The organism is Flavivirga amylovorans, assembly GCF_030540875.1.
GTDB classification, from domain to species: domain Bacteria; phylum Bacteroidota; class Bacteroidia; order Flavobacteriales; family Flavobacteriaceae; genus Flavivirga; species Flavivirga amylovorans.
The window spans coordinates 120,443-142,239 of the sequence record NZ_JAUOEM010000006.1 but is presented as its reverse complement, the minus strand read 5'-3'; the positions used below and the strand labels follow the sequence as shown (position 1 = coordinate 142,239).

Annotated in this window: 25 protein-coding genes; 8 read left to right on the top strand and 17 right to left on the bottom strand. The window is 32.8% G+C overall.

Features of this window, described 5'->3' with window-relative positions; translation table 11 throughout:
• Nucleotides 1-156: 156 nt before the first annotated feature.
• On the bottom strand, nucleotides 157-2,010 hold the full coding sequence (locus tag Q4Q39_RS16645) for a M1 family metallopeptidase (RefSeq protein WP_303283682.1): 1,854 nt from the start codon (nucleotides 2,008-2,010) through the stop codon (nucleotides 157-159).
• Between the two features lie 175 nt (nucleotides 2,011-2,185).
• Here Q4Q39_RS16645 and Q4Q39_RS16640 point away from each other — a divergent pair, with 175 nt between their 5' ends.
• The 3 genes from Q4Q39_RS16640 to Q4Q39_RS16630 are packed head-to-tail and all read left to right on the top strand — an operon-like array spanning nucleotide 2,186 to nucleotide 3,972.
• Nucleotides 2,186-3,487 (top strand): DEAD/DEAH box helicase, encoded by a 1,302-nt coding sequence (locus Q4Q39_RS16640; protein ID WP_303283681.1) that lies wholly within the window; start codon nucleotides 2,186-2,188, stop codon nucleotides 3,485-3,487.
• A gap of 5 nt (nucleotides 3,488-3,492) precedes the next feature.
• Nucleotides 3,493-3,702, top strand: coding sequence for a DUF6500 family protein (locus Q4Q39_RS16635; protein ID WP_303283680.1), 210 nt, complete (start codon nucleotides 3,493-3,495; stop codon nucleotides 3,700-3,702).
• 42 nt (nucleotides 3,703-3,744) lie between these two features.
• Nucleotides 3,745-3,972 (top strand): VF530 family protein, encoded by a 228-nt coding sequence (locus tag Q4Q39_RS16630; protein ID WP_303283679.1) that lies wholly within the window; start codon nucleotides 3,745-3,747, stop codon nucleotides 3,970-3,972.
• Nucleotides 3,973-4,262: 290 nt separating this feature from the next.
• On the opposite strand, the gene Q4Q39_RS16625 is transcribed toward Q4Q39_RS16630, so the two are convergent.
• From Q4Q39_RS16625 to Q4Q39_RS16570, 12 genes are all read right to left on the bottom strand, one after another.
• A complete protein-coding gene (locus Q4Q39_RS16625) occupies nucleotides 4,263-5,216 on the bottom strand; it encodes a sugar phosphate isomerase/epimerase family protein (protein ID WP_303283678.1) in 954 nt (317 codons plus the stop codon).
• 215 nt (nucleotides 5,217-5,431) lie between these two features.
• Nucleotides 5,432-5,830: a hypothetical protein gene (locus Q4Q39_RS16620; protein WP_303283677.1), complete on the bottom strand. Its 399-nt coding sequence runs from the start codon at nucleotides 5,828-5,830 to the stop codon at nucleotides 5,432-5,434.
• A gap of 91 nt (nucleotides 5,831-5,921) precedes the next feature.
• Complete coding sequence (locus tag Q4Q39_RS16615; RefSeq protein WP_303283676.1) at nucleotides 5,922-6,380, bottom strand: tRNA (cytidine(34)-2'-O)-methyltransferase; 459 nt, start codon at nucleotides 6,378-6,380, stop codon at nucleotides 5,922-5,924.
• A 3-nt stretch (nucleotides 6,381-6,383) separates the two neighbouring features.
• Complete coding sequence (locus Q4Q39_RS16610; RefSeq protein ID WP_303283675.1) at nucleotides 6,384-6,797, bottom strand: DUF805 domain-containing protein; 414 nt, start codon at nucleotides 6,795-6,797, stop codon at nucleotides 6,384-6,386.
• A 12-nt stretch (nucleotides 6,798-6,809) separates the two neighbouring features.
• Entirely contained in the window at nucleotides 6,810-7,574 is a 765-nt protein-coding gene (trpA, locus tag Q4Q39_RS16605) for a tryptophan synthase subunit alpha (RefSeq protein ID WP_303283674.1), read from the bottom strand.
• A 53-nt stretch (nucleotides 7,575-7,627) separates the two neighbouring features.
• Nucleotides 7,628-7,912 (bottom strand): GIY-YIG nuclease family protein, encoded by a 285-nt coding sequence (locus Q4Q39_RS16600; protein WP_303283673.1) that lies wholly within the window; start codon nucleotides 7,910-7,912, stop codon nucleotides 7,628-7,630.
• 40 nt (nucleotides 7,913-7,952) lie between these two features.
• On the bottom strand, nucleotides 7,953-9,137 hold the full coding sequence (trpB, locus tag Q4Q39_RS16595) for a tryptophan synthase subunit beta (protein ID WP_303283672.1): 1,185 nt from the start codon (nucleotides 9,135-9,137) through the stop codon (nucleotides 7,953-7,955).
• A 68-nt stretch (nucleotides 9,138-9,205) separates the two neighbouring features.
• A complete protein-coding gene (locus Q4Q39_RS16590; protein ID WP_303283671.1) occupies nucleotides 9,206-9,874 on the bottom strand; it encodes a phosphoribosylanthranilate isomerase in 669 nt (222 codons plus the stop codon).
• On the bottom strand, nucleotides 9,871-10,656 hold the full coding sequence (trpC, locus tag Q4Q39_RS16585; protein WP_303283670.1) for an indole-3-glycerol phosphate synthase TrpC: 786 nt from the start codon (nucleotides 10,654-10,656) through the stop codon (nucleotides 9,871-9,873). Before trpC ends, Q4Q39_RS16590 begins: the two co-directional genes overlap by 4 nt.
• A gap of 64 nt (nucleotides 10,657-10,720) precedes the next feature.
• Nucleotides 10,721-11,713, bottom strand: coding sequence for an anthranilate phosphoribosyltransferase (gene trpD / locus Q4Q39_RS16580; protein ID WP_303283669.1), 993 nt, complete (start codon nucleotides 11,711-11,713; stop codon nucleotides 10,721-10,723).
• 115 nt (nucleotides 11,714-11,828) lie between these two features.
• The gene (locus tag Q4Q39_RS16575; RefSeq protein ID WP_303283668.1) at nucleotides 11,829-12,395 is read right to left on the bottom strand and encodes an anthranilate synthase component II; all 567 of its coding nucleotides are present in this window, start codon (nucleotides 12,393-12,395) and stop codon (nucleotides 11,829-11,831) included.
• 289 nt (nucleotides 12,396-12,684) lie between these two features.
• Nucleotides 12,685-14,088 (bottom strand): anthranilate synthase component I family protein, encoded by a 1,404-nt coding sequence (locus tag Q4Q39_RS16570; RefSeq protein ID WP_303283667.1) that lies wholly within the window; start codon nucleotides 14,086-14,088, stop codon nucleotides 12,685-12,687.
• 336 nt (nucleotides 14,089-14,424) lie between these two features.
• Between Q4Q39_RS16570 and Q4Q39_RS16565 the strand changes: the two genes are divergently transcribed.
• The gene (locus Q4Q39_RS16565) at nucleotides 14,425-14,970 is read left to right on the top strand and encodes a TlpA disulfide reductase family protein (protein ID WP_303283666.1); all 546 of its coding nucleotides are present in this window, start codon (nucleotides 14,425-14,427) and stop codon (nucleotides 14,968-14,970) included.
• Between the two features lie 90 nt (nucleotides 14,971-15,060).
• A complete protein-coding gene (locus Q4Q39_RS16560) occupies nucleotides 15,061-15,684 on the top strand; it encodes a thioredoxin family protein (protein WP_303283665.1) in 624 nt (207 codons plus the stop codon).
• A 22-nt stretch (nucleotides 15,685-15,706) separates the two neighbouring features.
• Here the strand turns inward: Q4Q39_RS16560 and Q4Q39_RS16555 are convergent, their stop codons facing one another.
• Nucleotides 15,707-15,850, bottom strand: coding sequence for a hypothetical protein (locus Q4Q39_RS16555; protein ID WP_303283664.1), 144 nt, complete (start codon nucleotides 15,848-15,850; stop codon nucleotides 15,707-15,709).
• Between the two features lie 109 nt (nucleotides 15,851-15,959).
• Here Q4Q39_RS16555 and Q4Q39_RS16550 point away from each other — a divergent pair, with 109 nt between their 5' ends.
• The 3 genes from Q4Q39_RS16550 to Q4Q39_RS16540 all read left to right on the top strand — a co-directional run bounded on the left by Q4Q39_RS16550 (nucleotide 15,960) and on the right by Q4Q39_RS16540 (nucleotide 17,161).
• Entirely contained in the window at nucleotides 15,960-16,277 is a 318-nt protein-coding gene (locus Q4Q39_RS16550; protein ID WP_303283663.1) for a rhodanese-like domain-containing protein, read from the top strand.
• Between the two features lie 10 nt (nucleotides 16,278-16,287).
• Nucleotides 16,288-16,686 carry a rhodanese-like domain-containing protein gene (locus Q4Q39_RS16545; protein WP_303283662.1) on the top strand — a complete coding sequence of 133 codons (399 nt, stop codon included), beginning with the start codon at nucleotides 16,288-16,290 and terminating at the stop codon, nucleotides 16,684-16,686.
• 205 nt (nucleotides 16,687-16,891) lie between these two features.
• Nucleotides 16,892-17,161 carry a hypothetical protein gene (locus Q4Q39_RS16540; RefSeq protein WP_303283661.1) on the top strand — a complete coding sequence of 90 codons (270 nt, stop codon included), beginning with the start codon at nucleotides 16,892-16,894 and terminating at the stop codon, nucleotides 17,159-17,161.
• Between the two features lie 118 nt (nucleotides 17,162-17,279).
• On the opposite strand, the gene Q4Q39_RS16535 is transcribed toward Q4Q39_RS16540, so the two are convergent.
• From Q4Q39_RS16535 to Q4Q39_RS16525, 3 genes are read right to left on the bottom strand one after another with little or no spacing between them, the layout of a single operon-like run.
• Nucleotides 17,280-18,953 (bottom strand): sodium:solute symporter, encoded by a 1,674-nt coding sequence (locus tag Q4Q39_RS16535; RefSeq protein ID WP_303283660.1) that lies wholly within the window; start codon nucleotides 18,951-18,953, stop codon nucleotides 17,280-17,282.
• An 18-nt stretch (nucleotides 18,954-18,971) separates the two neighbouring features.
• Entirely contained in the window at nucleotides 18,972-20,297 is a 1,326-nt protein-coding gene (xylA, locus tag Q4Q39_RS16530) for a xylose isomerase (RefSeq protein ID WP_303283659.1), read from the bottom strand.
• A gap of 14 nt (nucleotides 20,298-20,311) precedes the next feature.
• On the bottom strand, nucleotides 20,312-21,796 hold the full coding sequence (locus tag Q4Q39_RS16525) for a xylulokinase (RefSeq protein WP_303283886.1): 1,485 nt from the start codon (nucleotides 21,794-21,796) through the stop codon (nucleotides 20,312-20,314).
• Nucleotide 21,797 lies beyond the last annotated feature (1 nt).

Sequence of the window (21,797 nt, the reverse complement as noted above, 5' to 3'; positions counted from 1 at the left end):
AGGGGTTTGTTCTATTTTGAATTTTTGTGTCATCAGAGCGAAGCGAACTTGTCTGCCGTAGGTAGAGAATCTCACCACCAGTACATCAAAAAAAAATATATTGCAGTTTCGTTTTTTTAGATGCTTCGATCGTTCCTCTCTCAGGATGATAATCGTTTACTCTTGCTTATAACCCAACATATCATCAATAGTATTAGCTGTTACTGAATGATAGTTAGATCTTACTTTCTTATAAATATCTAAAGCAGCCTCTGTTTTGTCATTTCTTTTAAAGGCTTTATAGAGTGTAGAAACATACCAACGTCTACCAACTTGAGTTAAAAACGCTTCAATTTTAGTATCTACATCATTTCCATGATAATCATGATTAATAGCTTGTTCATACCAAACCATAGCTATGTATGAATTGTTAGAGTTCGTCAAGTTAAAAGCATCATCAATCATGACTAGATGTTTCGTTTTAATATCATTAGGGAAATTTCGAACAAAATGTACCCATTCTTGTACTGTCCAATCTTTAGTAAGTGCCTTATCTATTTTATTGTTCTTAACAAACTGCTGAATTGTTTTTTCAACGGTTTCAAATTTATCGGAAGTAATAATTGATTGATTATCTGGAATACCAGCTGTATAAATCCATTCGTCTGTATTGAATGTTATACTGTGTTTTTCTAATAAATTTTCATTTAAAAAAGCAACGAATTTTTCAGTATTAATTGTCGAAAAAGCATGTTTTTGAAAATAACTTTTTAAGAACGTATCAAATTTTTCACGACCAGCAGTTTCTTCTAATGTTCTTAAAAAGAGGTATCCTTTATCGTACGCAATACTATTCATACCATCATCAGGATTACGGCCTTTTAAGTTTAGTTTTAGCTTTGTGTCATTTGGAGAATCTTTAAAACCTTCTATTTCTTCTTCTAAATCTTGTCTTCCAATACTTGCTAACATATTAGCTCTTTCTTCTCCGTAAAGGGCTTCCATGATACGCATTTCAAAGTATACTGTAAAGCCTTCATTAAGCCAAAAATCATCCCAAGTAGCATTGGTTACTAAGTTTCCAGACCAAGAATGTGCCAATTCATGAGCAATCAATGATGTTAAACTTTTATCTCCAGCAATTACTGTAGGAGTTGCAAAGGTTAATCGTGGGTTTTCCATGCCGCCAAAAGGAAAACTAGGGGGGAGTACAATCACATCAAATTGTTCCCAAGCATAGTTTCCATATAAAGCTTCTGCAGAGGCAACCATATTTTCCATATCTGAAAACTCATAATGTGCTTTTTCAACCATAGATTTTTCGGCGTAAATTCCAGTTCGATTACTAATAGCTTTATATTCAATATCTCCAACAGCAAGCGCAATTAAATAAGGAGAGATTGGTTGCACCATTTTAAAAGTGTAATGACCATCTGCCGTTCTTGTTTTCGGGTTTTTAGCACTCATAACAGCCATTAAATCTGTCGGTACTTGTACTTTTGCATTATAAGTGATCCTAATTTGTGGGCTGTCTTGAATGGGAATCCAAGTTCGTGTTAAAATGGCTTGTCCTTGTGTGAATAAAAAGGGATGTTCTTTATCTGCTGTTTGTTGAGGTTTTAACCATTGTAAAGCTTCCGTTTTATGAGTGGTTTTATAAAAAACAGTGATACGTTTCGTATTCTTATCAATATCAATTTTTAAAGGGTTTCCAAGCTGTTCATCAAAATCTCCTAAAGAAAATGTCGTGTCTTTACCATCAGCTTGTACACTTTCAATGGTCAAAAATTTTGAATCAAGAATAATTTGTGAAGCATTATTGTTTTTAATTAAATAGGATGCTTTTCCATGTATTATTTCATTGTTAAAATCTACATTAATATCTAAATCTAAGTGCGTAATAGCAGCATCGTTTGGTTGGGCAAAAGAATGTGATTCTTCAATATAGCTAGGTATGGTTGTTTTTTGTTTGTTAGAACAGCTTGATATTAATAGAATTAAACATCCTAATTGTAATGCAATTTTTTTCATGTTAAATTTAAATATTTTATACGTTGGACGAAGTTAGCTGTTTTCTTTTAAAATGAATAATTAAAAGGTCGTGGAGAAAATTAGCTGTACATTTGCGCCTTAATTAAAGAGGTGGTGTTTAATTTATAAATTGTCATCTCACATACCCAATAATAGGGCTAGCCAAACAATTTATATGTCATTTAACTCATTAGGTTTATCTCAAGCCTTGCTAAAAGCGATTAGCAAAAAAGGATACACAACGCCATCACCTATACAGGAAAAAGCAATTCCACCTATTTTAGAAGGAAAAGATATTTTAGCTTCTGCTCAGACTGGTACAGGGAAAACAGCTGGTTTTACATTACCACTTTTGCATTTTCTTTCTGAAAACCCTAAAGATAAGCACAGACCGATACGCGCCTTAATTTTAACGCCAACAAGGGAATTAGCTGCACAAGTATACGCTAATGTTAAAGAATATAGTGAGTTTTTGAACTTACGAAGTGCCGTTATTTTTGGAGGTGTAAATCAGAAGCCACAGGCGGCAAGGATTCGTCAAGGTGTTGATGTTTTAGTAGCTACACCTGGACGTTTGTTAGATTTAGAAAATCAAGGTTTACTATCTCTAAAGAGAATTGAAATTTTTGTTCTAGACGAAGCAGATCGCATGTTAGACATGGGGTTTTTACGAGATATTGAACGTGTTATAAAAATGATGCCAACCAAAAGACAAAACTTAATGTTTTCGGCAACGTTTTCAAAAGATATAAAGAAGTTGGCTCATGGTATTTTGCAGAACCCGGTACAGGTGGAAGCTACTCCAGAGAATACTACTGTTGAAGCTATTAGTCAGAAAGTTTATCGAGTTGCTAAAGGTTTAAAAACGGGTTTGATTATTAAATTAATCTCTGATGGTAATTGGAAACAAGTGCTTGTATTTACGCGGACTAAACACGGTGCGAATAAGCTTTGTAAAAAAATGATAAGCTCTAATATTAGTGCAGCTGCCATACATGGAAACAAGAGTCAGGGCGCTAGAACAAAAGCTTTGGCAGGTTTTAAAAATGGAAGTATTCGCGTTTTAGTCGCTACAGATATTGCTGCTAGAGGATTGGATATTCCTTTATTGCCTCATGTTATAAATTTCGAATTACCAAATATCTCTGAAGATTATGTACATAGAATAGGAAGAACGGGTAGAGCGGGTGCCAAGGGAGAAGCTTTGTCGTTAGTAAGTGCTGATGAGACAACATATTTACGGGATATTGAAAAGTTGATAGATATGAAACTTCCTGTAGAGATTATTGAAGGGTTTGAACCCGATCCCAATGCTTCTACGGCTCCTATAAAAAAACAACAGCGTGGTGGGGGAGGAAATAGATCAAGAAGTAATTCTGGTTCTGAAAACTCTAGGGCTGGTGGACAACGACGTAATAATTCTAGACGCCGTCCTAAAAAAAATAATGATAAACGTAATAATGATAGAAGACGTTAAACAGTATGCGTAAAGTTTTAAAGGATAAGATTGTTGAGGTTTGTGATAAAAAAATAAAGGAGAAAGGCACCAATGTCGGACTCTCTTTTTATGCTTTTTTTGCAAATAAAAATGATAACCCAGAATTGCTTATGGAAGCTGCTACTTGGTGGATTATGGAGCATAAGCTAGACCATTTTGAAAAAGCTGTGAAAATAAAAAGTTTAGTAGAATAATTTAAAATATAGGTCTCGACTGCGTTTGACCTGACATTGAGGATGGAACAACCTAACAATCCATTACATGGTATAAAATTAGAACAAATCATAAACGATTTGGTAGCTCACTATGGTTGGGAATATATGGGGTACACTATTAAGATTAAATGTTTTACAGATAACCCTTCAGTAAAATCGAGTTTGAAATTTTTACGACGAACCCCTTGGGCTAGAACTAAAGTAGAGGCTCTGTATTTAAACATGCTTAAGCAACAGAGGACACGTTAAAACGGTGCTATTTTGCAAATTTTATTATCTAGTTAAAGGTTAAAACCCTACAATTTCATTGCAGTTACTTTAGTTTCCATAAACTTTTTTGCGTGCCTATTGTCATTTCGAACACAGAGAGAAATCTCATCACAAATTCCAAAATAATGAGATTCCTCTTTGTAAGCTTCGCTTATATCTTCAAACAAAATATATTTTGTTTTCGATAGCATTCGGAATCACAAACCAACTCTAAACAAAGAATTCCATTCTTTTTTTAAACTATGGATTTTCAATACATAGTAGTTTATTTAAGCCTCTTTCCAAAGGATTTGTATAGTTTCTAAGTCTTTTTTCATAGCACTAAAAACAGTTTTCTTATCAATAGTTATATTTTTGTGACCCTTTTCAGCTCCGCCTAGATTATATTCTAAATGTAGACTTACAGGGACATTTATTTGATATTTTTTTAATAGAGAAAAGTATGTTTTAAAATCAACCATCCCTTCTCCAATAGGTGTATTAATAGGTTTCCAGATACCGTTTATTTGCCCCCATTTAAAATCTTTTAATACGATTGTTTTTATAGATTTTTTTATAAGTTTTATTCCGTTTTCCCAAGATAAACCCCCTTCTACTTGAGCGTGTCGAATATCGTATTGAGCTCCAAAATAGTCGAGATCTGCAAACTCAAGAAGTTTTTTAATTTCCCATATTGAAGCTCCAATGGAATGTTTTCCTGCGTGGTTTTGATAACAACCTATAATACTAAGCTCTTTATTGAGTTTACTGAGTCCTTTTACGTTTTGCTGATAGTATTCTAAATCTGCTTCCATAGTATTATCATTGGAATACTTAAACCAATTAGTTCTATAATATTTTATACCATACTTAGAGGCTGTTTTAAGAATGTCTATATCAGTCTTATTAGCAGAATCAGTAATAGCTGTAGTCATCATGGTACAATTAGAACCTCCTTTACGTATGTCTTCAATGGCTTTAGGTAAATCTTTTGTAACAGATTCAGGAAGTACGTGACCTTTGGGTCTTACGGTTAGGTCTAAACCTTGAAATCCTAATTCTGCACTAACCTCTCCAGCATCTTTATAATTTAGAAATTGTAAATGCTTTGAAAAAATATTTACCGATAAAGATTCTTTAATACTTTTGTTGGCAAATACATTGCAAGGAATGCTTAAAAAAGGAATCGCACCTAAAACTAATGATGATTTTTTTGTAAAAGTTCGTCTCGTAATAGGTTTCATTTATGGTTTATTTTGAAATACTTATCATTTTAATTGACTTAATATAACTTCCGTTAAAAAACTATAATATACATACCATTTTTTAAATTAGAAACATTTAATTATGTTTTGTAATTTGATGAGTCTATCTGTTTTTCTAATACTTTTCTACCATCAATGCTAAATAAGAGATCAGCTATATAGTTAGTTAGTTAGTTAGTTAGTTAGTTAGTTAGTTAGTTAGTTAGTTTTTCTATAAGTTCTTTAATTTCATGAATAGGCATTTTCGTTGCACATTCTATGCAGGAATCATCCGTTTCTATAATTAAAGTTCCTTTTTTATCTTCCTCGTAACCAATTTGTTTAATTGTAAAAGATAAAGAACTTATTGTTATAACTTTTTTTCCATCCTTAAACCATCCATAATTAGCCTCATAGGTTAGTTTTTGTTCATTAAAAAAGATCGTTTCATAACCATAAGTGTTCCATAATGATACCCTTAACAAGTAAAAACCCATAAGTCCAAATAGTCCTATCCAAATTAAAAATCCAAAATGAAATCGATATCCTGCTGAAATAAATGAAGCTATTCCTATTAATGGGGAGATAAAGAAGAGAAAGGTAAATAGGAACATTATTGACCTTATAAAAATGGGTGATTTTTTAACTTTTAAGACTAATTGGTTATTGCTTAGTTCGTATTGCTTCACTTTTTTAAAATTAAAGTTAGGGGGACTGTAATTGTTTTAATCCTTCATAAACAACAATACTTACAGCATTTGCAATGTTTAAACTTCTAACATGCTCGCTATACAAAGGTATTTTAAAAAGTTTATCGTGATTGGGTTCGGTGATAGCTTTGGATAAACCAACAGACTCTTTGCCAAAGATTAAAAACAGGTTCTCTTCAAAAGGAATGTCCCAATGATTTTTATTTCCGTGACTGGAGAGAAAAACCATTTTTTGATTCTTATTTTTCAAGAAAAAATCGTCTACGTTATCATAGTAAGTCACAGATAAATGCTGCCAATAGTCAAGTCCGGCTCGTTTTAATCGTGTATCATCAATTTTGAAACCAAAAGGTTTTACCAGATGCAAATGAGAACCAGATGCTAGTGCCAGTCTTCCTATATTACCCGTATTATTAGGGATTTCAGGTTCTATTAAAACAATGTTTAAAGCCATAGTTTAGTTCTCTGATAATGGTTTTCCAATATCGTCAATTTCATCAAAATTTAGACCTTTTGGATCAGGACCATATTTGTTAGGACCTTTATCTCCTTCAGTAGCCATTAGGATTAAAAACCAGATGCCTCCTATAAACGGGATGAAATATACAAATATATAGCCTCCACTTTTTCCAGAGTCGTGCAGCCTCCTTACAGCTAAAGCAATGTAAGGAATCAGTATTCCAAGAAAGTATATACCTAAAATGGTAGGTAGAAAATCATTATCAATAAAGTCAGATGTAAAACCAAGTAAGAATGCTATTGCAAATACGATAATTAAGTTAAATAAAAAAAACATCCAAAACTCTTTACGTCTTGCTCTGCCACTAAATGTAGCATAATTCTTTATGAGAACGTCTAAATACCACTTCATAAAATTTAACTTTTAATTTAATATAGATTTTACAAATTTGTCAATACTGTTTACTCCTTGGTTGGTAACATGTTTTAGAAAAGCACTTCCAATAATAGCTCCTTTTGCATATTGGGTGGCTTGTGTGAACGTTTGATTATTACTGATGCCAAAACCAACAATTTGTGGGTTTTTAAGATTCATACTTCCTATGCGTTCAAAATATTGGGTTTGTTCTTCTCCAAAACCGACTTTGGCGCCTGTTGTACTTGCACTGCTAACCATATAAATAAAACCGTCTGAAATGGAATCGATATAACGAATACGCTCATCACTGGTTTGTGGTGTTATTAAAAACACATTTATTAAGCCATATTTTTCAAAAATAGCCTGGTACTTTTCATGATACACATCTACTGGTAAATCAGGTATTATTAAACCATCAATTCCGATTTCCTGACATTTTTTACAAAACGCTTCAACACCATATTGAAACATCGGATTAAAATACCCCATGATGATTAAAGGAATAGTAACCGATTGTCTGATGTCTTTTAATTGATCAAAAAGAATCTCGCTTGTCATGCCATTTTTTAAAGCCTGTGTAGAACTTGTTTGAATGGTTGGGCCGTCTGCTAAAGGGTCGCTAAAAGGAAGTCCTATTTCGATCATGTCAACACCATTTTTTTCCAATTTTTGTATGATGGAAACGGTATCATTAATACTCGGATAACCTGCTGTGAAGTATATTGAAAGTAACTTCTTATTTTCTTGTAGTTTTTGATTTATTCTGTTCATTGTGTGAATGAATTTTTTTATTCCCTAGTAGGAGGGAATCTTTTAATTTTAATTTAAATATATTCTGAAAGATCCTTCCAGTCAGGATTCAAACTGTTTATCAGATTGATTTTCCATTCTCGATTCCATTTTTTTATTTGCCTTTCTCGCTTTATAGAATTATTTACATATTTGGTTGTCTCAAAATATACTAACTTGTTTACATTATATTTTCCAGTAAAACTTTTTAAATTATTATTTTTATGTTGTACTAAACGTTGTTTCAATTGTTTTGATCTACCAACATATAATGTCGTGTGATTTTTATTAGTTAGTATGTAAACATAATGGATATCCATTTCATTTATGCGATTTCCGTCTTCACGGAAATACAAAAAATCATAAATTAAAATAATTTATGTATGTATTCAAATCTTTATCACCTCTACCAGATAAACTCATTACAATAACATCGTCGGGTTCAAATGTTTTATGTTCGAAAATAGCTAGTGCATGAGAGCTTTCTATAGCAGGAATAATACCTTCTAATTTACATAATTCTAATCCGGATGTCATAGCATCATCGTCTGTGATTGCCATAAATTCTGCACGGCCTGTTTTGCATAAATGTGCATGCATAGGGCCTACACCAGGATAATCTAAACCTGCAGAAATGGAATAAGGCTCAGTTATCTGACCGTCGTTTGTTTGCATTAATAAGGTTTTACAGCCGTGTATAATACCTTCTTTTCCTAAAACAGATGTAGCAGCACTTTCTCCAGAATCTACTCCTAAACCAGCAGCTTCTACAGCAATAATATTAACATCGTCTTCATGTAAATAATGGTAATAGGTGCCAGCAGCATTACTTCCTCCTCCAATACAAGCAACAACGTAATCTGGGTTTTCTCGACCTTCATGTTCTTTTAACTGCCATTTAATTTCTTCTGAAATAACAGATTGAAACTTGGTAACCATATCTGGATAAGGATGAGGTCCTATTGCAGAACCTATAATATAATGTGTGTTTACTGGGTTGTTGATCCAATCTCTAATGGCTTCGTTAGTAGCATCTTTTAAAGTGCGACTTCCAGAAAGCGCAGGGATTACGGTAGCTCCTAACATTTTCATTCTGGCAACATTTGGTGCTTGCCTTTTAATATCGATTTCACCCATATAAACAATACACTCTAACCCCATTAGAGCACAAACGGTAGCTGTAGCAACACCATGTTGTCCTGCACCAGTTTCGGCTATAATACGATGTTTACCCAGACGTTTGGCCATGAGTATTTGACCAATAGTATTATTTATTTTATGAGCTCCTGTGTGGTTAAGATCTTCACGTTTTAAATAAATTTTGGTATTATATTTTTCTGAAAGGCGTTTAGCAAAGTAGAGTGGGGAAGGACGTCCCACATAATCTTTTAAAAGTTGATCAAATTCTTTTTTAAATTCAGGTTCTGCCATGACTTTAAGATAGTTTTGGCGTAACTCTTCTACATTGGGATATAGCATTTCAGGAATATAAGCACCCCCAAATTCACCATAATATCCTTTTTCGTTTACGTTGTAATTTTTCATATTTTTTGTCATTCCCTCGAAGGAGGGGATCTGTTTAACTTTAGTTATAATTTATAATGGATTCCGTATCAAGTACGGAATGACAAATGCTTTTTAAATTCTTTTAATTTTTCTATATTCTTTAATCCAGGTTCTATTTCGAATTTGCTATTCACATCTAAGGCATAGCAATATTTTGAAGCGTCACTTCGTTTAAATTTTTTAATGTCTTCAACTTGATCTAATCCAATACCACCGCTTAAAAAGAAAGGCTTTGTTGATGGATATTGATTCAATACATTCCAATCAAACGTATAGCCATTACCTCCAGGAAGCTTCCCTTTCGTATCGAATAAAAAGTAATCACAAACGTCTTCGTAAGGTTTTAAAATTTCAAAATTGAATTCGTTTTTGATAGAGAATACTTTGATTATCTCAACCTGAACTTGTTTCTGGTTCTTTTTATGAGATGCCGAAACTAGTTCAGCATGACGCAAAGCATCACAGTATTCTGGCGTTTCTTTTCCGTGTAATTGAACTGCATGTAGTTGATGTGTATTTATTTGCTCGATGACGTTTTCTAAACTTTCATCTACAAAAACGCCTGCTTTTTTAATAGACTCAGGCAATTTCGGAATACTACCATTTAGATGTCGTGCCGATTTTTTATAAAATATAAATCCAAGATAATCAGGAAGCAAGTTTGCAACTTGAGTTATATTATCTTCATATTTCATTCCACAAACTTTCAGTTTCATGATTGTAAATCTTTTATAAAATGTTTGGCACTTTCACCAGCATTATCTGTTTTCATAAAGTTTTCACCTATTAAAAAACCTTGATACCCGTAGGGTTTTAATTCTTTAATAGCTTCAATATTACTAATACCGCTCTCAGAAACTTTAACAAAATCAGTTGGAATAAGGGCACTTAATGTTTTGCTGGTTTCCAAACTAACTTCAAAGGTTTTTAAATTTCTATTATTCACACCTAACATATCTAATGAAGGCATAACAGATTTATGAAGTTCTTGTTCGTTATGGACTTCTAATAAAACATCTAAGTTCAGGCTTTTTGCAAATTCTGAAAATTGTTTGATTTCTTCTCTGCTTAAAATAGCAGCTATTAATAAAATAACATCTGCACCGTATGCTTTCGCCTCTAGTAGTTGATATTCGTCTATTATAAATTCTTTACGAAGTAATGGTAAATTACAACTAGCTCTAGCAAGCAATAAGTCGTCTAAAGATCCTCCAAAATATTTCCCATCGGTTAAAACGGACATACCGCAAACTCCTGCATCTTCATAGCCTTTTGCTACGTCTTGAACGTTTAAGCTTTGATTTATGACTGATTTTGACGGTGAACGTCTTTTATGTTCTGCAATAATGCCCGATTCGCTTTGTCTTAAGTTGTTAGCCAGAGAAACTGTTTTTCTTTCAAACAAAACAGATTGTTCTAATTGCATTACAGGAATCAGGCCTTTACGGAGGTTAACTTCCTGACGTTTATCTTTCACTATTTTATCTAGTATGGTCATTTTTTGTATTCTGTTCGGTGTTCAGTAATCAGTATTTAGTGAGCAGACTGCATACTGCTAACTATCATTTACTCATTTCTATTAATGTATCTAAACTTGCTTTTGCTTTTCCGGAAAGCAACGATTCTTTAGCTTGCTCAAACCCTTCTTTATGACTAATTTGTTTTGTTGTTGCTATAGCTAAACCTGCATTGGCACAAACGACATTGTTTTGTGGTTCTGTTCCTTTTCCTTGAATCACATTTATGAATATTCTAGCGGCATCTTCAACTGTGTTTCCTCCAAAAATAGATTCTTGAGTAATTGCTGAAATTCCTAAATCTTCTGGTGAAAACATGGTTTCAGAGTTATTAGAAATAACTTTAGTATTTCCAGTTAAAGAAATTTCGTCGTAACCATCTAATGCATGAACGATACTGTAATTTTTGTCAGTATTTTGATATAGATAACCGTATAAACGCAACAATTCTAAATTAAAGACTCCCACCATTTGATTTTTAGGAAATGACGGATTTACCATAGGACCTAGCATGTTGAAAAATGTTTTAACACCTAATTCGCGACGAATAGGTGCTACATTTTTCATGGCAGGATGGAATAAAGGTGCGTGTAAAACACAGATGCCAGCCTTGTCGATGGAGCGTTTTAAGAAATCTTCATCATTAGAAAATTTAATACCTAAATGTTCCATGACGTTTGAAGATCCACAAGCAGAAGACACCCCGTAATTACCATGTTTTGCTACTTTTATACCAGCACCAGCCGATACAAATGATGATAGGGTTGAGATATTAAAAGTGTCTTTTCCATCGCCACCAGTTCCGCAGAGATCTATAGCATTAAAATCTTTTAAATCTATAGCAATACATAATTCTAAAAGGGCATCTCTAAAACCACGCAACTCTTCTAGTGTAATACTTCGCATCATAAAAACGGTTAGAAAAGATGCAATTTGACTCTGGTTATACATACCGTTAGATATGTTTACCAATACTTGTCTAGCTTCTTCACTTGAGATGCTTTCGTGATTTATAAGTCTGTTTAATAAGTTTTTCATAACCCTCTCTGTCGTTTTACGACATCTCTCCCAAAGGGAGAGAAATGTTTTAATTAATATATATGTTTCGTTTGAGTAAGCACTGCCTACTGCTACTGAGTACTATTAACTGTTATTAACTATTCAGCCAGTTTTCTAATATCTTTTTACCGTTAGGAGTTAATACCGATTCAGGATGGTATTGCACACCTTTTACATCATAAACTCTATGACGAAGAGACATCACTTGTCCGTTTTCATCAAAGGAAGTGGCTTCCAAACTATCTGGTAAATCAGGATTAACTACCCAAGAGTGATATCTACCAACTTCTATGTTTTTTTCTAAACCTTTAAAAATAGGTTCGTCATCAACACTAATAGTCACATTTGTTGAAACGCCATGATATACATCATCTAAATTGATGAGTGACCCTCCGAATACTTCACCAATGGCTTGTTGCCCTAGGCAAACTCCTAAAATACTTTTAGTAGGTGCAAACCTTTTAATAATAGGTTTCAACAAGCCTGCTTCATCTGGGATACCAGGGCCTGGTGATAATACGATCTTATCGAATGGCTCTACATCATCTAAAGCCAATTTATCGTTCCTGACAACAGTGACGTCACAATTTAAATCTTCTAAATAATGAACCAAATTATATGTGAAGCTGTCGTAATTATCTATAACTAATACTTTTATCATCTTTTTGTCATTCCTGCGAAGGCAGGAATCTATTTTTAGTTAAACTTTTCTTTATTCATTTTGTCTTGATACAAAACCCTTCGACTACGCTCAGGATTAACCAAGCCAAAAATCATGTCAAAAATCAGGAAATTGCTGAAGCACCATTCGCTTCCGGAATTACGTGCTTAAAGCTTTGTTTTGCATCTCCATTCCTTCACTCATTATTTCTTAATTTTGACTTTTCCGACTGTGCCGGAATTTCAAGATTGATTTATATTTATACATTTTATTACTTAATTAACTCCTCTTATATTTCTTCAGCTAATTTAATAGCTTTTGTTAATGCCCCTAATTTATTATATACTTCTTGTAATTCGTTTTCTGAATTAGATTTTGAAACTAATCCTGCTCCTGCTTGCCAATGTAGTTTGTGGTTTTTGCTTAAAAAGGTTCTAATCATAATGGCATGATTAAAATTACCTTCAAAGTCCATAAAACCAATGGCACCCCCGTAAAAAGAACGGCTTGTTTTTTCGTATTGTTCAATAAGTTGCATTGCTCTGTGTTTTGGAGCACCACTTAAAGTACCTGCAGGAAATGTATCTGCAACAACTTGCATCGTTGATGTGTCTTTGTGTTTTTGACCAGTAACTTTACTTACTAGATGAATAACGTGGGAGAAAAACTGAACTTCTCTATAAGTATCTACACTAACATGACTTCCATGCCTGCTTAAATCATTTCTCGCTAAATCCACAAGCATAACATGCTCTGCATTTTCTTTATCGTCTTTTACTAGTTTTTTAGCTAATTCGGCATCTTGAGAATCATTTCCTGTACGCTTAAACGTTCCTGCAATAGGGTGAATCTCAGCTTTATTATCGCTTACAATAAGCTGTGCTTCTGGCGAACTACCAAAAATCTTAAAGTTTCCGTAATCAAAATAAAATAAGTAGGGAGACGGATTTATACTTCGTAAAGCACGATATACATTAAATTCATCACCTTTAAACTCTTGTGCGAAGCTCTTTGATAATACCAATTGAAATACATCGCCTCGTGCACAGTGTTTTTTTGCTAGCTCGACATGTGTTTTATATTCATCGTCCGTTAAATTAGATGTGATATCTCCTTTTGAATAGAAGTTGTAGGATGCAAAGTTTTTTACTTTGATTAAATGATCTATCTCATCGATATTGTTTTCAGTGTCGTGACAATGTGCAAAAATATAGGCTTCATTCTTATGATGATTTATAGCAATGATATTTTGATAAACAGCATAGTAAACATCAGGAATATGTATTGAATCATCTTTTTTAGAAATATCAACATCTTCAAAATAACGAACTGCATCATACGCTATATAGCCAAAAATACCATTGTTAATGAATTTAAATTCAGTATCAGAGTTAACATCAAATCGTTTTGTGAATTGATGAATTTCTTCTGAAACATCAATATGATCTGTTATTGTTTTTTCTAATGAACTTCCATCAGGAAACGTTTGACTAATAACATCATTTTCAACTTTAATAGAAGCTATTGGATTAAAGCAGATATACGAAAAACTATTATCGTTTGCATGATAATCACTACTCTCAAGTAGAATGCTATTAGGGTATTTATCTCTGATTTTTAGGTAGATGCTTACTGGAGTAATAGTATCTGCCAGAATTTTTTTGTAATGCGTGTATAAATTATATGTTGTCATACTAATGTTATGTCTTTTCCGCTTTTCGTTTTCACTAAAGAGAAAACTAGAGCAGAAATTTTATTATTAATCTAAATGAGTTCATTAAAAAAGGCTTGTCGTGAATGACAAGCCTTTTTTGATATTTTAAGTTTTAAATATACTAGGTTTCCTTCACGAACGTAAGTTTCTGAAGCTCCACCACCAAGTATTATTTAAAATTATATTCATTTTATACTTTTAATTGGTTCAAATATAGAAATGAAAATATAAATACACAATAGTTTAAAACATTTTTTATATAAAAGTTTGTTAAACTGTAATATAAACAATGAAGTATTAATTAAATTTAATGCTATGAAATTAAAACTATTAATCATTGCAATATTGATAATAACAAGTTGCAAGCATGAGAATAAAACTGTTGATAAAAGTGTAGTCATCGCTAAGAAAGAAATTAGTGATGATGTTAGCTTAAATGACATTGAATTAGAAGTTTACGACTATAATGGTTTTAAAAAATTCCTGAATAGGAAAGATGATAAAATATATGTTATTAACTTTTGGGCTACTTGGTGCGCACCTTGCGTAAAGGAACTACCATATTTTGAAAAATTAAGAGGACAGTATAGTGATAAGAATGTTGAGGTTATTTTGGTGAGTTTGGATTTTCCGCATTTATATGAATCTAAACTAAAGCCGTTTATTAAAGAAAGAAAATTGAAATCTAAAGTAATAGCTTTAGATGATGTAGATATGGACACGTGGATACCAAAAGTGAGTAAAGATTGGTCTGGAGCCATACCAGCAACTATAATATATAGAAATGACAATAATAAGTTTTTTGAAGGATCATTTACTTATGAAGCATTAGAAACAGAAGTTAAGCATTTTTTAAATTAAACATTATGAAAGCCTAATAATGGTATTTGACATGAAGAGGCTAATAGTTAACCTTTATAATTAAAATATTAAATATAAATTTTTAAAAAGATGAAAAAAGCAGTTCAAATAATGTCTGTGGTATGTGCCGTATTTTTTATAAGTGCATTTACTGTTTATGAAACAACAACGATTGGTGATGGATACAAAATAGGTGATGTTGCTGAAGATTTCTCACTTAAAAACGTAGATGATAATATGGTATCGTTATCAGATTACAAAGATGCAAAAGGTTTTATTGTAACATTTACTTGTAACACATGTCCGTATGCTGTTATGTATGAAGATAGACTTATAGCCTTAAACAAAAAATATGCTTCAAAAGGATATCCTGTAATTGCCATTATGCCAAATAATACAGATGTTAAACCGGGAGATAGTATGGAAGCCATGAAAACTCGAGCAAAAAATAAAGGGTTTACGTTTCCATATTTAATTGATGCAGGACAAAAAGTATATCCTAAGTATGGAGCTACTAAGACACCTCATGTGTTTTTACTACAAAAAACAGATCGTGGTAATGTTGTAAAATATATTGGAGCTATTGATGATAATTATAAAGATGCCTCAGCAGTAAAAACTAGATATGTTGAGAATGCGGTTGATGCTCTTTTAGAAGGAAAGGACGTTAAACAAACAGAAACCAAAGCAATTGGTTGCTCTATTAAAGTTTAATAAAGAACTCATTTAGACTTTTTCAATTTGCTGAAAGATTGCTGTTTTCAGCTCTGTTTTTGTCTTTTTTTCCTTCCGTAGCTCTGCTATGCAACTCAAAAAAGTCTTCAACATAGGCAAAAACTTCTAATTTTCGCTTAAATCCAAAAAACCTAAATGAGTTCAAAAATAAAAGTTATGTTTATATGAAAATCTGAAGTGTAATACTTCGGATTTTTTTTCGTCTATAATTTTAGATGTACTAATTTTGTATACACAATATTATATTAAAAAAAATGGAAGATTTAACACAAGAAGAATGGGCATCACAATTAGCTGATGATAATAACGCAATCGTATTAGATGTTAGAACGGATGCTGAAGTTGCTGATGGTATTATACCTAATGCCATACATGTAGATATATACAAAGGGCAAGAGTTTATATCAGAAATTGAAGGTTTAGATAAAAGTAAAAATTATTATGTTTATTGCCGCTCTGGTAACAGAAGTGGTCAAGCTTGTAATATCATGGAAGAGCTAGGTTTTGAAAATGCTTATAATCTAGAAGGTGGCATTTTAGAATGGACTGGTGATTTAGTTGATTTAGATTAATACTGCTTACATGAAGCGATTATTAATATTTTTATGCACTATATTTAGTATAGGCGCAACTAGTTGTAAGGAGTCGCTATCTAAAGATGTTATTAAAGTAGTTTCTCCAAAAGAGGTAAAAACACTTTTAATTGAAAAATCTTTACAAATTATAGATGTTAGAACACCTAAAGAGTTTAAAGAAGGGTATATAGAAGGGGCACAAAATATCGATTTCTTTTCGGATGATTTTGATGAAAATATTAAAAAATTAGATAAAACAAAGCCTGTCATTTTGTATTGTAAATCGGGGAGGCGTAGTGCAAAAAGTAGTAGGAAGCTATTTGATGCTGGTTTTACTGAGATTTATGATATAGAAGGAGGGATTCTTAGGTGGAAAAAAGAGGGCTTTCATATCAAGACTGAGTAAGAGCTATTCAATTTATAATAATAGCCCATTCTGTTTTTTTGACTAATTAGCTCATTCAACTACTTTTTGGGTACTTTACCTTTTTTATTTTTAAGTGAGAAATGATTTTTTATATCTTTATGTAAAAGCTTGCTGTTTTAGAATTTAAATAGCTTCTTTTTAAGGTTTTAATTATTTAATAAAGTCTTATATATTTATAGAAAAAATGGAAAACGGTTACGTTATATTAGGCATAATTGCGCTATTATTTTTAAGTATGTATGGTTACTCGTATTTATCGGTAGCTATGGAAAAAATGAAGCTTAAAAAAGAAAAGAAAAAAGAAGCTCAAAAAGAAGAATTAAGACGTCAACAGCGTGTTATAAATCAAGAAGCTAGAGATGAGAAATTCCGAAAATTTAATAAACGGAAAGAAGAAATTAAGCATGAACTTATGTTGCTAGAAAAAATGAAAGAAAAACAAAAAGCTGGTTAATTAAAAAATAATACCAACCTTTTAAATAAAAGTAATAAAAAACCCTTTTGAAGATATCTTCAAAAGGGTTTTTTATTGAGAAAGCTAAATTAATTAACTTAATTGTTTTTAATGATTATCATCCTGTAAAGTAACTTAAAACACCAATTACCAATACAACTAGAATGATAGATAATACAACGTCTATTTTATCATAACTATCTTTGTTAGAGGCTTTCTGTTCGTTAGTAAGTGTTCCAAACGCAAGTCCTTTAATAAGGCTATAGTCAGGTGCTGTAGTTGTTAAGCTTACCGAAATACAAAGTATGACAGAGAAAACAAACATGAATATTGCCATATGAGCAAAATTGATAGTCGCAAAACTATAAATAAAACCATCTATACTTTCTCCAGCTGCTATTTGTGGCTGATAGTAAATTTCTGAACTCAGTCGTATAACTAATAGGCCTAATCCAGCCAATAAGGTTGTAATTGCGGCTGTAGAGTTTACACGTTTCCATATAATACCAAGTAAAAATACAGCTGTTACTGGTGGCGCTATATACGATTGTACGTTTTGAAGATACTGATACATGACACCACCTCCAATTTTTTCCATAATAGGAATCCATATAATACCTAATATTACAATAAACCCAGTGGCAACCTTACCAGTTCTAAGTAATGACTTTTCAGATTTTTCAGGCTTTAATTTTTTGTAAATATCAATAGTAAATATAGTAGAACAAGAATTAAATACCGATGCTAGAGAACTCATTAATGCGGCCATTAAACCACCTGCTACCAGCCCTTTTAAACCAACAGGTAATAATGTTTTTACTAACATTGGAAATGCTCTATCTGCTTTTTCAACCGAAAATACTTCTGGGTTTTGTATGGATAATGCAAACGCAATAATTCCTGGTACTAAAAAGATTAAAATTGGTAATAATTTTAAGTACGCACCAAAAATAGCGCCTCTTCTCCCTATCTTAATATTGTTAGCGGCTAATGTTCTTTGCACGATATATTGATCTGTACACCAATACCAAATACCTACAATGGTGCCTCCAATTAATAATCCTGTCCAAGGAAAATCTGGATCATTCATTGGTCTCCACATATTAAAATGATCAGGGCTTACAGCTGTAACTGTTTCTCTAAGTTGAGCCCATCCACCAACTTCCTGTAATCCTAAATAGGTAATGATTATAGAACCTAAGATTAAGATAACGGTTTGTAAGGTTTCTGTATATATTACGGCTTTCATACCTCCCACAACTGTGTAAATTCCAGTAAATACGACAATGCCTATAGCACCGTACCAAAAAGGAATACCCAATAATTCTGAAACAACAATACCTCCAGCATATATCGTTACAGATACTTTAGTAAGTACATAAGCAACTAAAGAGAATAAAGATAAAAACCATCTGGATCGCGAATCGAAACGTTTTTCTAAAAATTCGGGCATGGTAAAGGCTCCACTTCTAATGTAAAATGGCAAAAACAGCCAGCCTAGTAACAATACAATCCAAGCATGAAGTTCGTAATGTGCCATAGGGGTTCCAGACTCAAAACCTGTTCCAGCTAGACCTACAACATGCTCAGATCCAATATTAGAAGCAAAAATCGAAGCTCCAATGACAAACCATCCTACATTTCGTCCTGCTAAAAAATAATCCTCGGTATTTTTATTTTTTTGTAGCACGACCCATACGGCTACAGCAACAAGAGCTAAAAAATAAATTCCTAACACGACCCAGTCTAAATTTTCTAGTACCGATTGTGCGGCTAAAAAATTATTCTTCATAGTTTGTGATTTTATTGGTTATATATATTGATTAATAATATTTTCAAATAACTCCTGTTTTCCACTTTTTAAAGATAACTCACCATTTTCTTGAGCTATTTTGTATAAGTCTTCTAAATTCAGATTTCCTTTTTCAAACTCTAATCCTTTACCAGAATCAAAAGAACTATAACGTTCTGTTCTTAGTTTTTCATAAGGAGAAGACGTTATGATTTTGTCTGCAATTAGTAACGCTCTAGCAAATGTATCAGCGCCACCTATATGCGCATGGAAAACATCTTCCAAGTCTGTTGAATTTCTTCTTATTTTGGCATCAAAATTAACACCACCACCTTGTAATCCACCAGCTTTTAAGAATACAAGCATGGCTTCTGTGGTTTCTTGGATATTGTTAGGGAATTGATCTGTATCCCATCCATTTTGGTAATCGCCGCGGTTCGCATCTAAACTTCCTAACATGCCGGCTTTTGCAGCAACTTCTAATTCGTGTTGGAACGTATGTTGTGCCAATGTAGCATGATTAACCTCAATATTGATTTTAAAATCTTTATCTAATCCATATTCTTTTAAGAATCCTATAGCTGTGGCTGAATCAAAATCGTATTGATGTTTAGAAGGCTCCATTGGTTTAGGTTCAATAAAGAAGTTTCCTTTAAAGCCTTGTGCACGGGCATAATCTTTACACATATTTAAGAAACGTCCCATATGGTCTAATTCACGTCCCATATCTGTATTTAATAAAGACATATACCCTTCACGACCACCCCAGAATACATAGTTTTCACCACCTAAAGCGATCGTAGCATCTAAAGCCAATTTAATTTGACCACCAGCTCTAGCAACCACATCAAACTCAGGGTTTGTTGACGCACCGTTCATATAACGTGGGTTGGAAAAACAGTTTGCTGTCCCCCAAAGTAACTTAACCCCAGAAGTAGCTTGCTTATCTTTTAAGTAATCAGTAATCGTTAACAATCTTTTTTCAGACTCAGCAAAAGTTGGACCTTCTTGAATTAAATCGTAGTCATGGAAGCAGTAGTATCCAAATCCCATTTTAGTAATAAATTCAAAAGCTGCATCTGCTTTGTCTTTTGCTGCCTGTACTGGATCTGTAGCTTGATCCCATTCAAAATTTTGTGTACCTGATCCAAAAGGATCAGACCCTTGTCCGCAGAATGTATGCCAATATGCCACAGAAAATTTAAAATGCTCACGCATTGTTTTCCCTGCTACAACCTGATCTGGGTTATAGTATTTAAATGCTAACGGATTATCAGATTCTTTTCCTTCAAATTTAATTTCGCCTATGCCCTTATAGTATTCTTTGTTGCCTAAAGTTGCCATTATTCTAAAATACTTTATTTATTGTTTAATATAATCTCTAATTCTTTTTTCCAATTTTGATAAGCTTTTACATAAGCTTCATTATTTTTTATAGGCACAAAAGTCATAACGTGATCATTTTTTGTAATATTTGCACCAAACGTTTCAAAATCACCATCGGTTAAACCAGCTGCTCTTGCAGCACCTACAGAACCTGTGGTATTATAAATTTCTATCTCATGTCCGATTAAACTAGCGACAGTATTTGAAAATATTTCTGAACGGAACAAGTTGTCATTCCCAGCTCTAATAACATTGATTGTAGCGTCATCATTTTTTAAAATATCCATACCATAAACAAAAGAAAAAGCAATACCTTCTAAAGCTGCACGGTATAAATGTCCATCATTGTGTTTATTGAAATTTAAGTTGCAATAATGTGATCCAATGTTTTTACTGTTTAGCATTCTTTCTGCACCATTTCCAAAAGGAATCACACAAACACCATCAGAACCTACAGGAACTTCATTCGCTTTATTGTTCATTTCCTCATACGAATTGCAAGCCAAATTATCTTTTAACCAACGGTATTGTATCCCTGAACCATTAATACACAATAACTTTCCTAGAGTAGGGTTCTCTTTTGTGTAGTTTACATGTGCAAAATGATTAATTCTTGAAGCTTCTTTTGATTTTAAAGTATTAGTAACGGCATAAACAACACCAGAAGTTCCTCCGGTAGCTGCAACCTCACCATGATTGAATACGTTTAGGGATAATGCATTGTTTGGTTGATCACCAGCTCTATAGTTTACAGAAATTCCGATAGGTAACCCTGTTTCTGAGGCTCCCTTTTCGTTAACCGTTCCTTGATTTGTAAAATTATCTACAATATCTGGCGTTAATGAAGGATCAATGCCGTAATGTTCCAATAAGAAACTAGCTAATGAATCATTTTCATAATCCCATAGAATACCTTCAGATAAGCCATTTTTTGTAGTGTTTATAACCCCCGTTAATTTATAAGCTATAAAATCTCCAGGTAACATATACTTGTAGATTTTTGAATATAGCTCTGGTTCATTTTCACGAACCCATTTTAATTTAGAAGCTGTAAAGTTTCCCGGAGAATTTAATAGTTTTTCAGTACAGGTATCATGTCCTAAAGCATCGAATGCCAGATTCCCTATTTCGATGGCCCTACTGTCACACCAAATAATAGAATTACGCAAAGGTGTTCCTTGTTTATCAACAACAACCAATCCGTGCATTTGGTAAGAAATTCCAATACCAGAAATTAAAGAAGCATCTATATTTGCTTCTTTAATGGCTCTTTTTGTTGCTATACATACATATTCCCACCATAGGTTGGGGTCTTGTTCTGCCCAGTCTGAATGAATGGCAATGATCTCCATTTCATTTTGTGGTTCGTGTAGTGCTGATAGTTTTTCTCCTGTTTTTGCATTTACAATGGCAACTTTTATAGAAGAACTCCCTAAATCATATCCTATATAGTACATC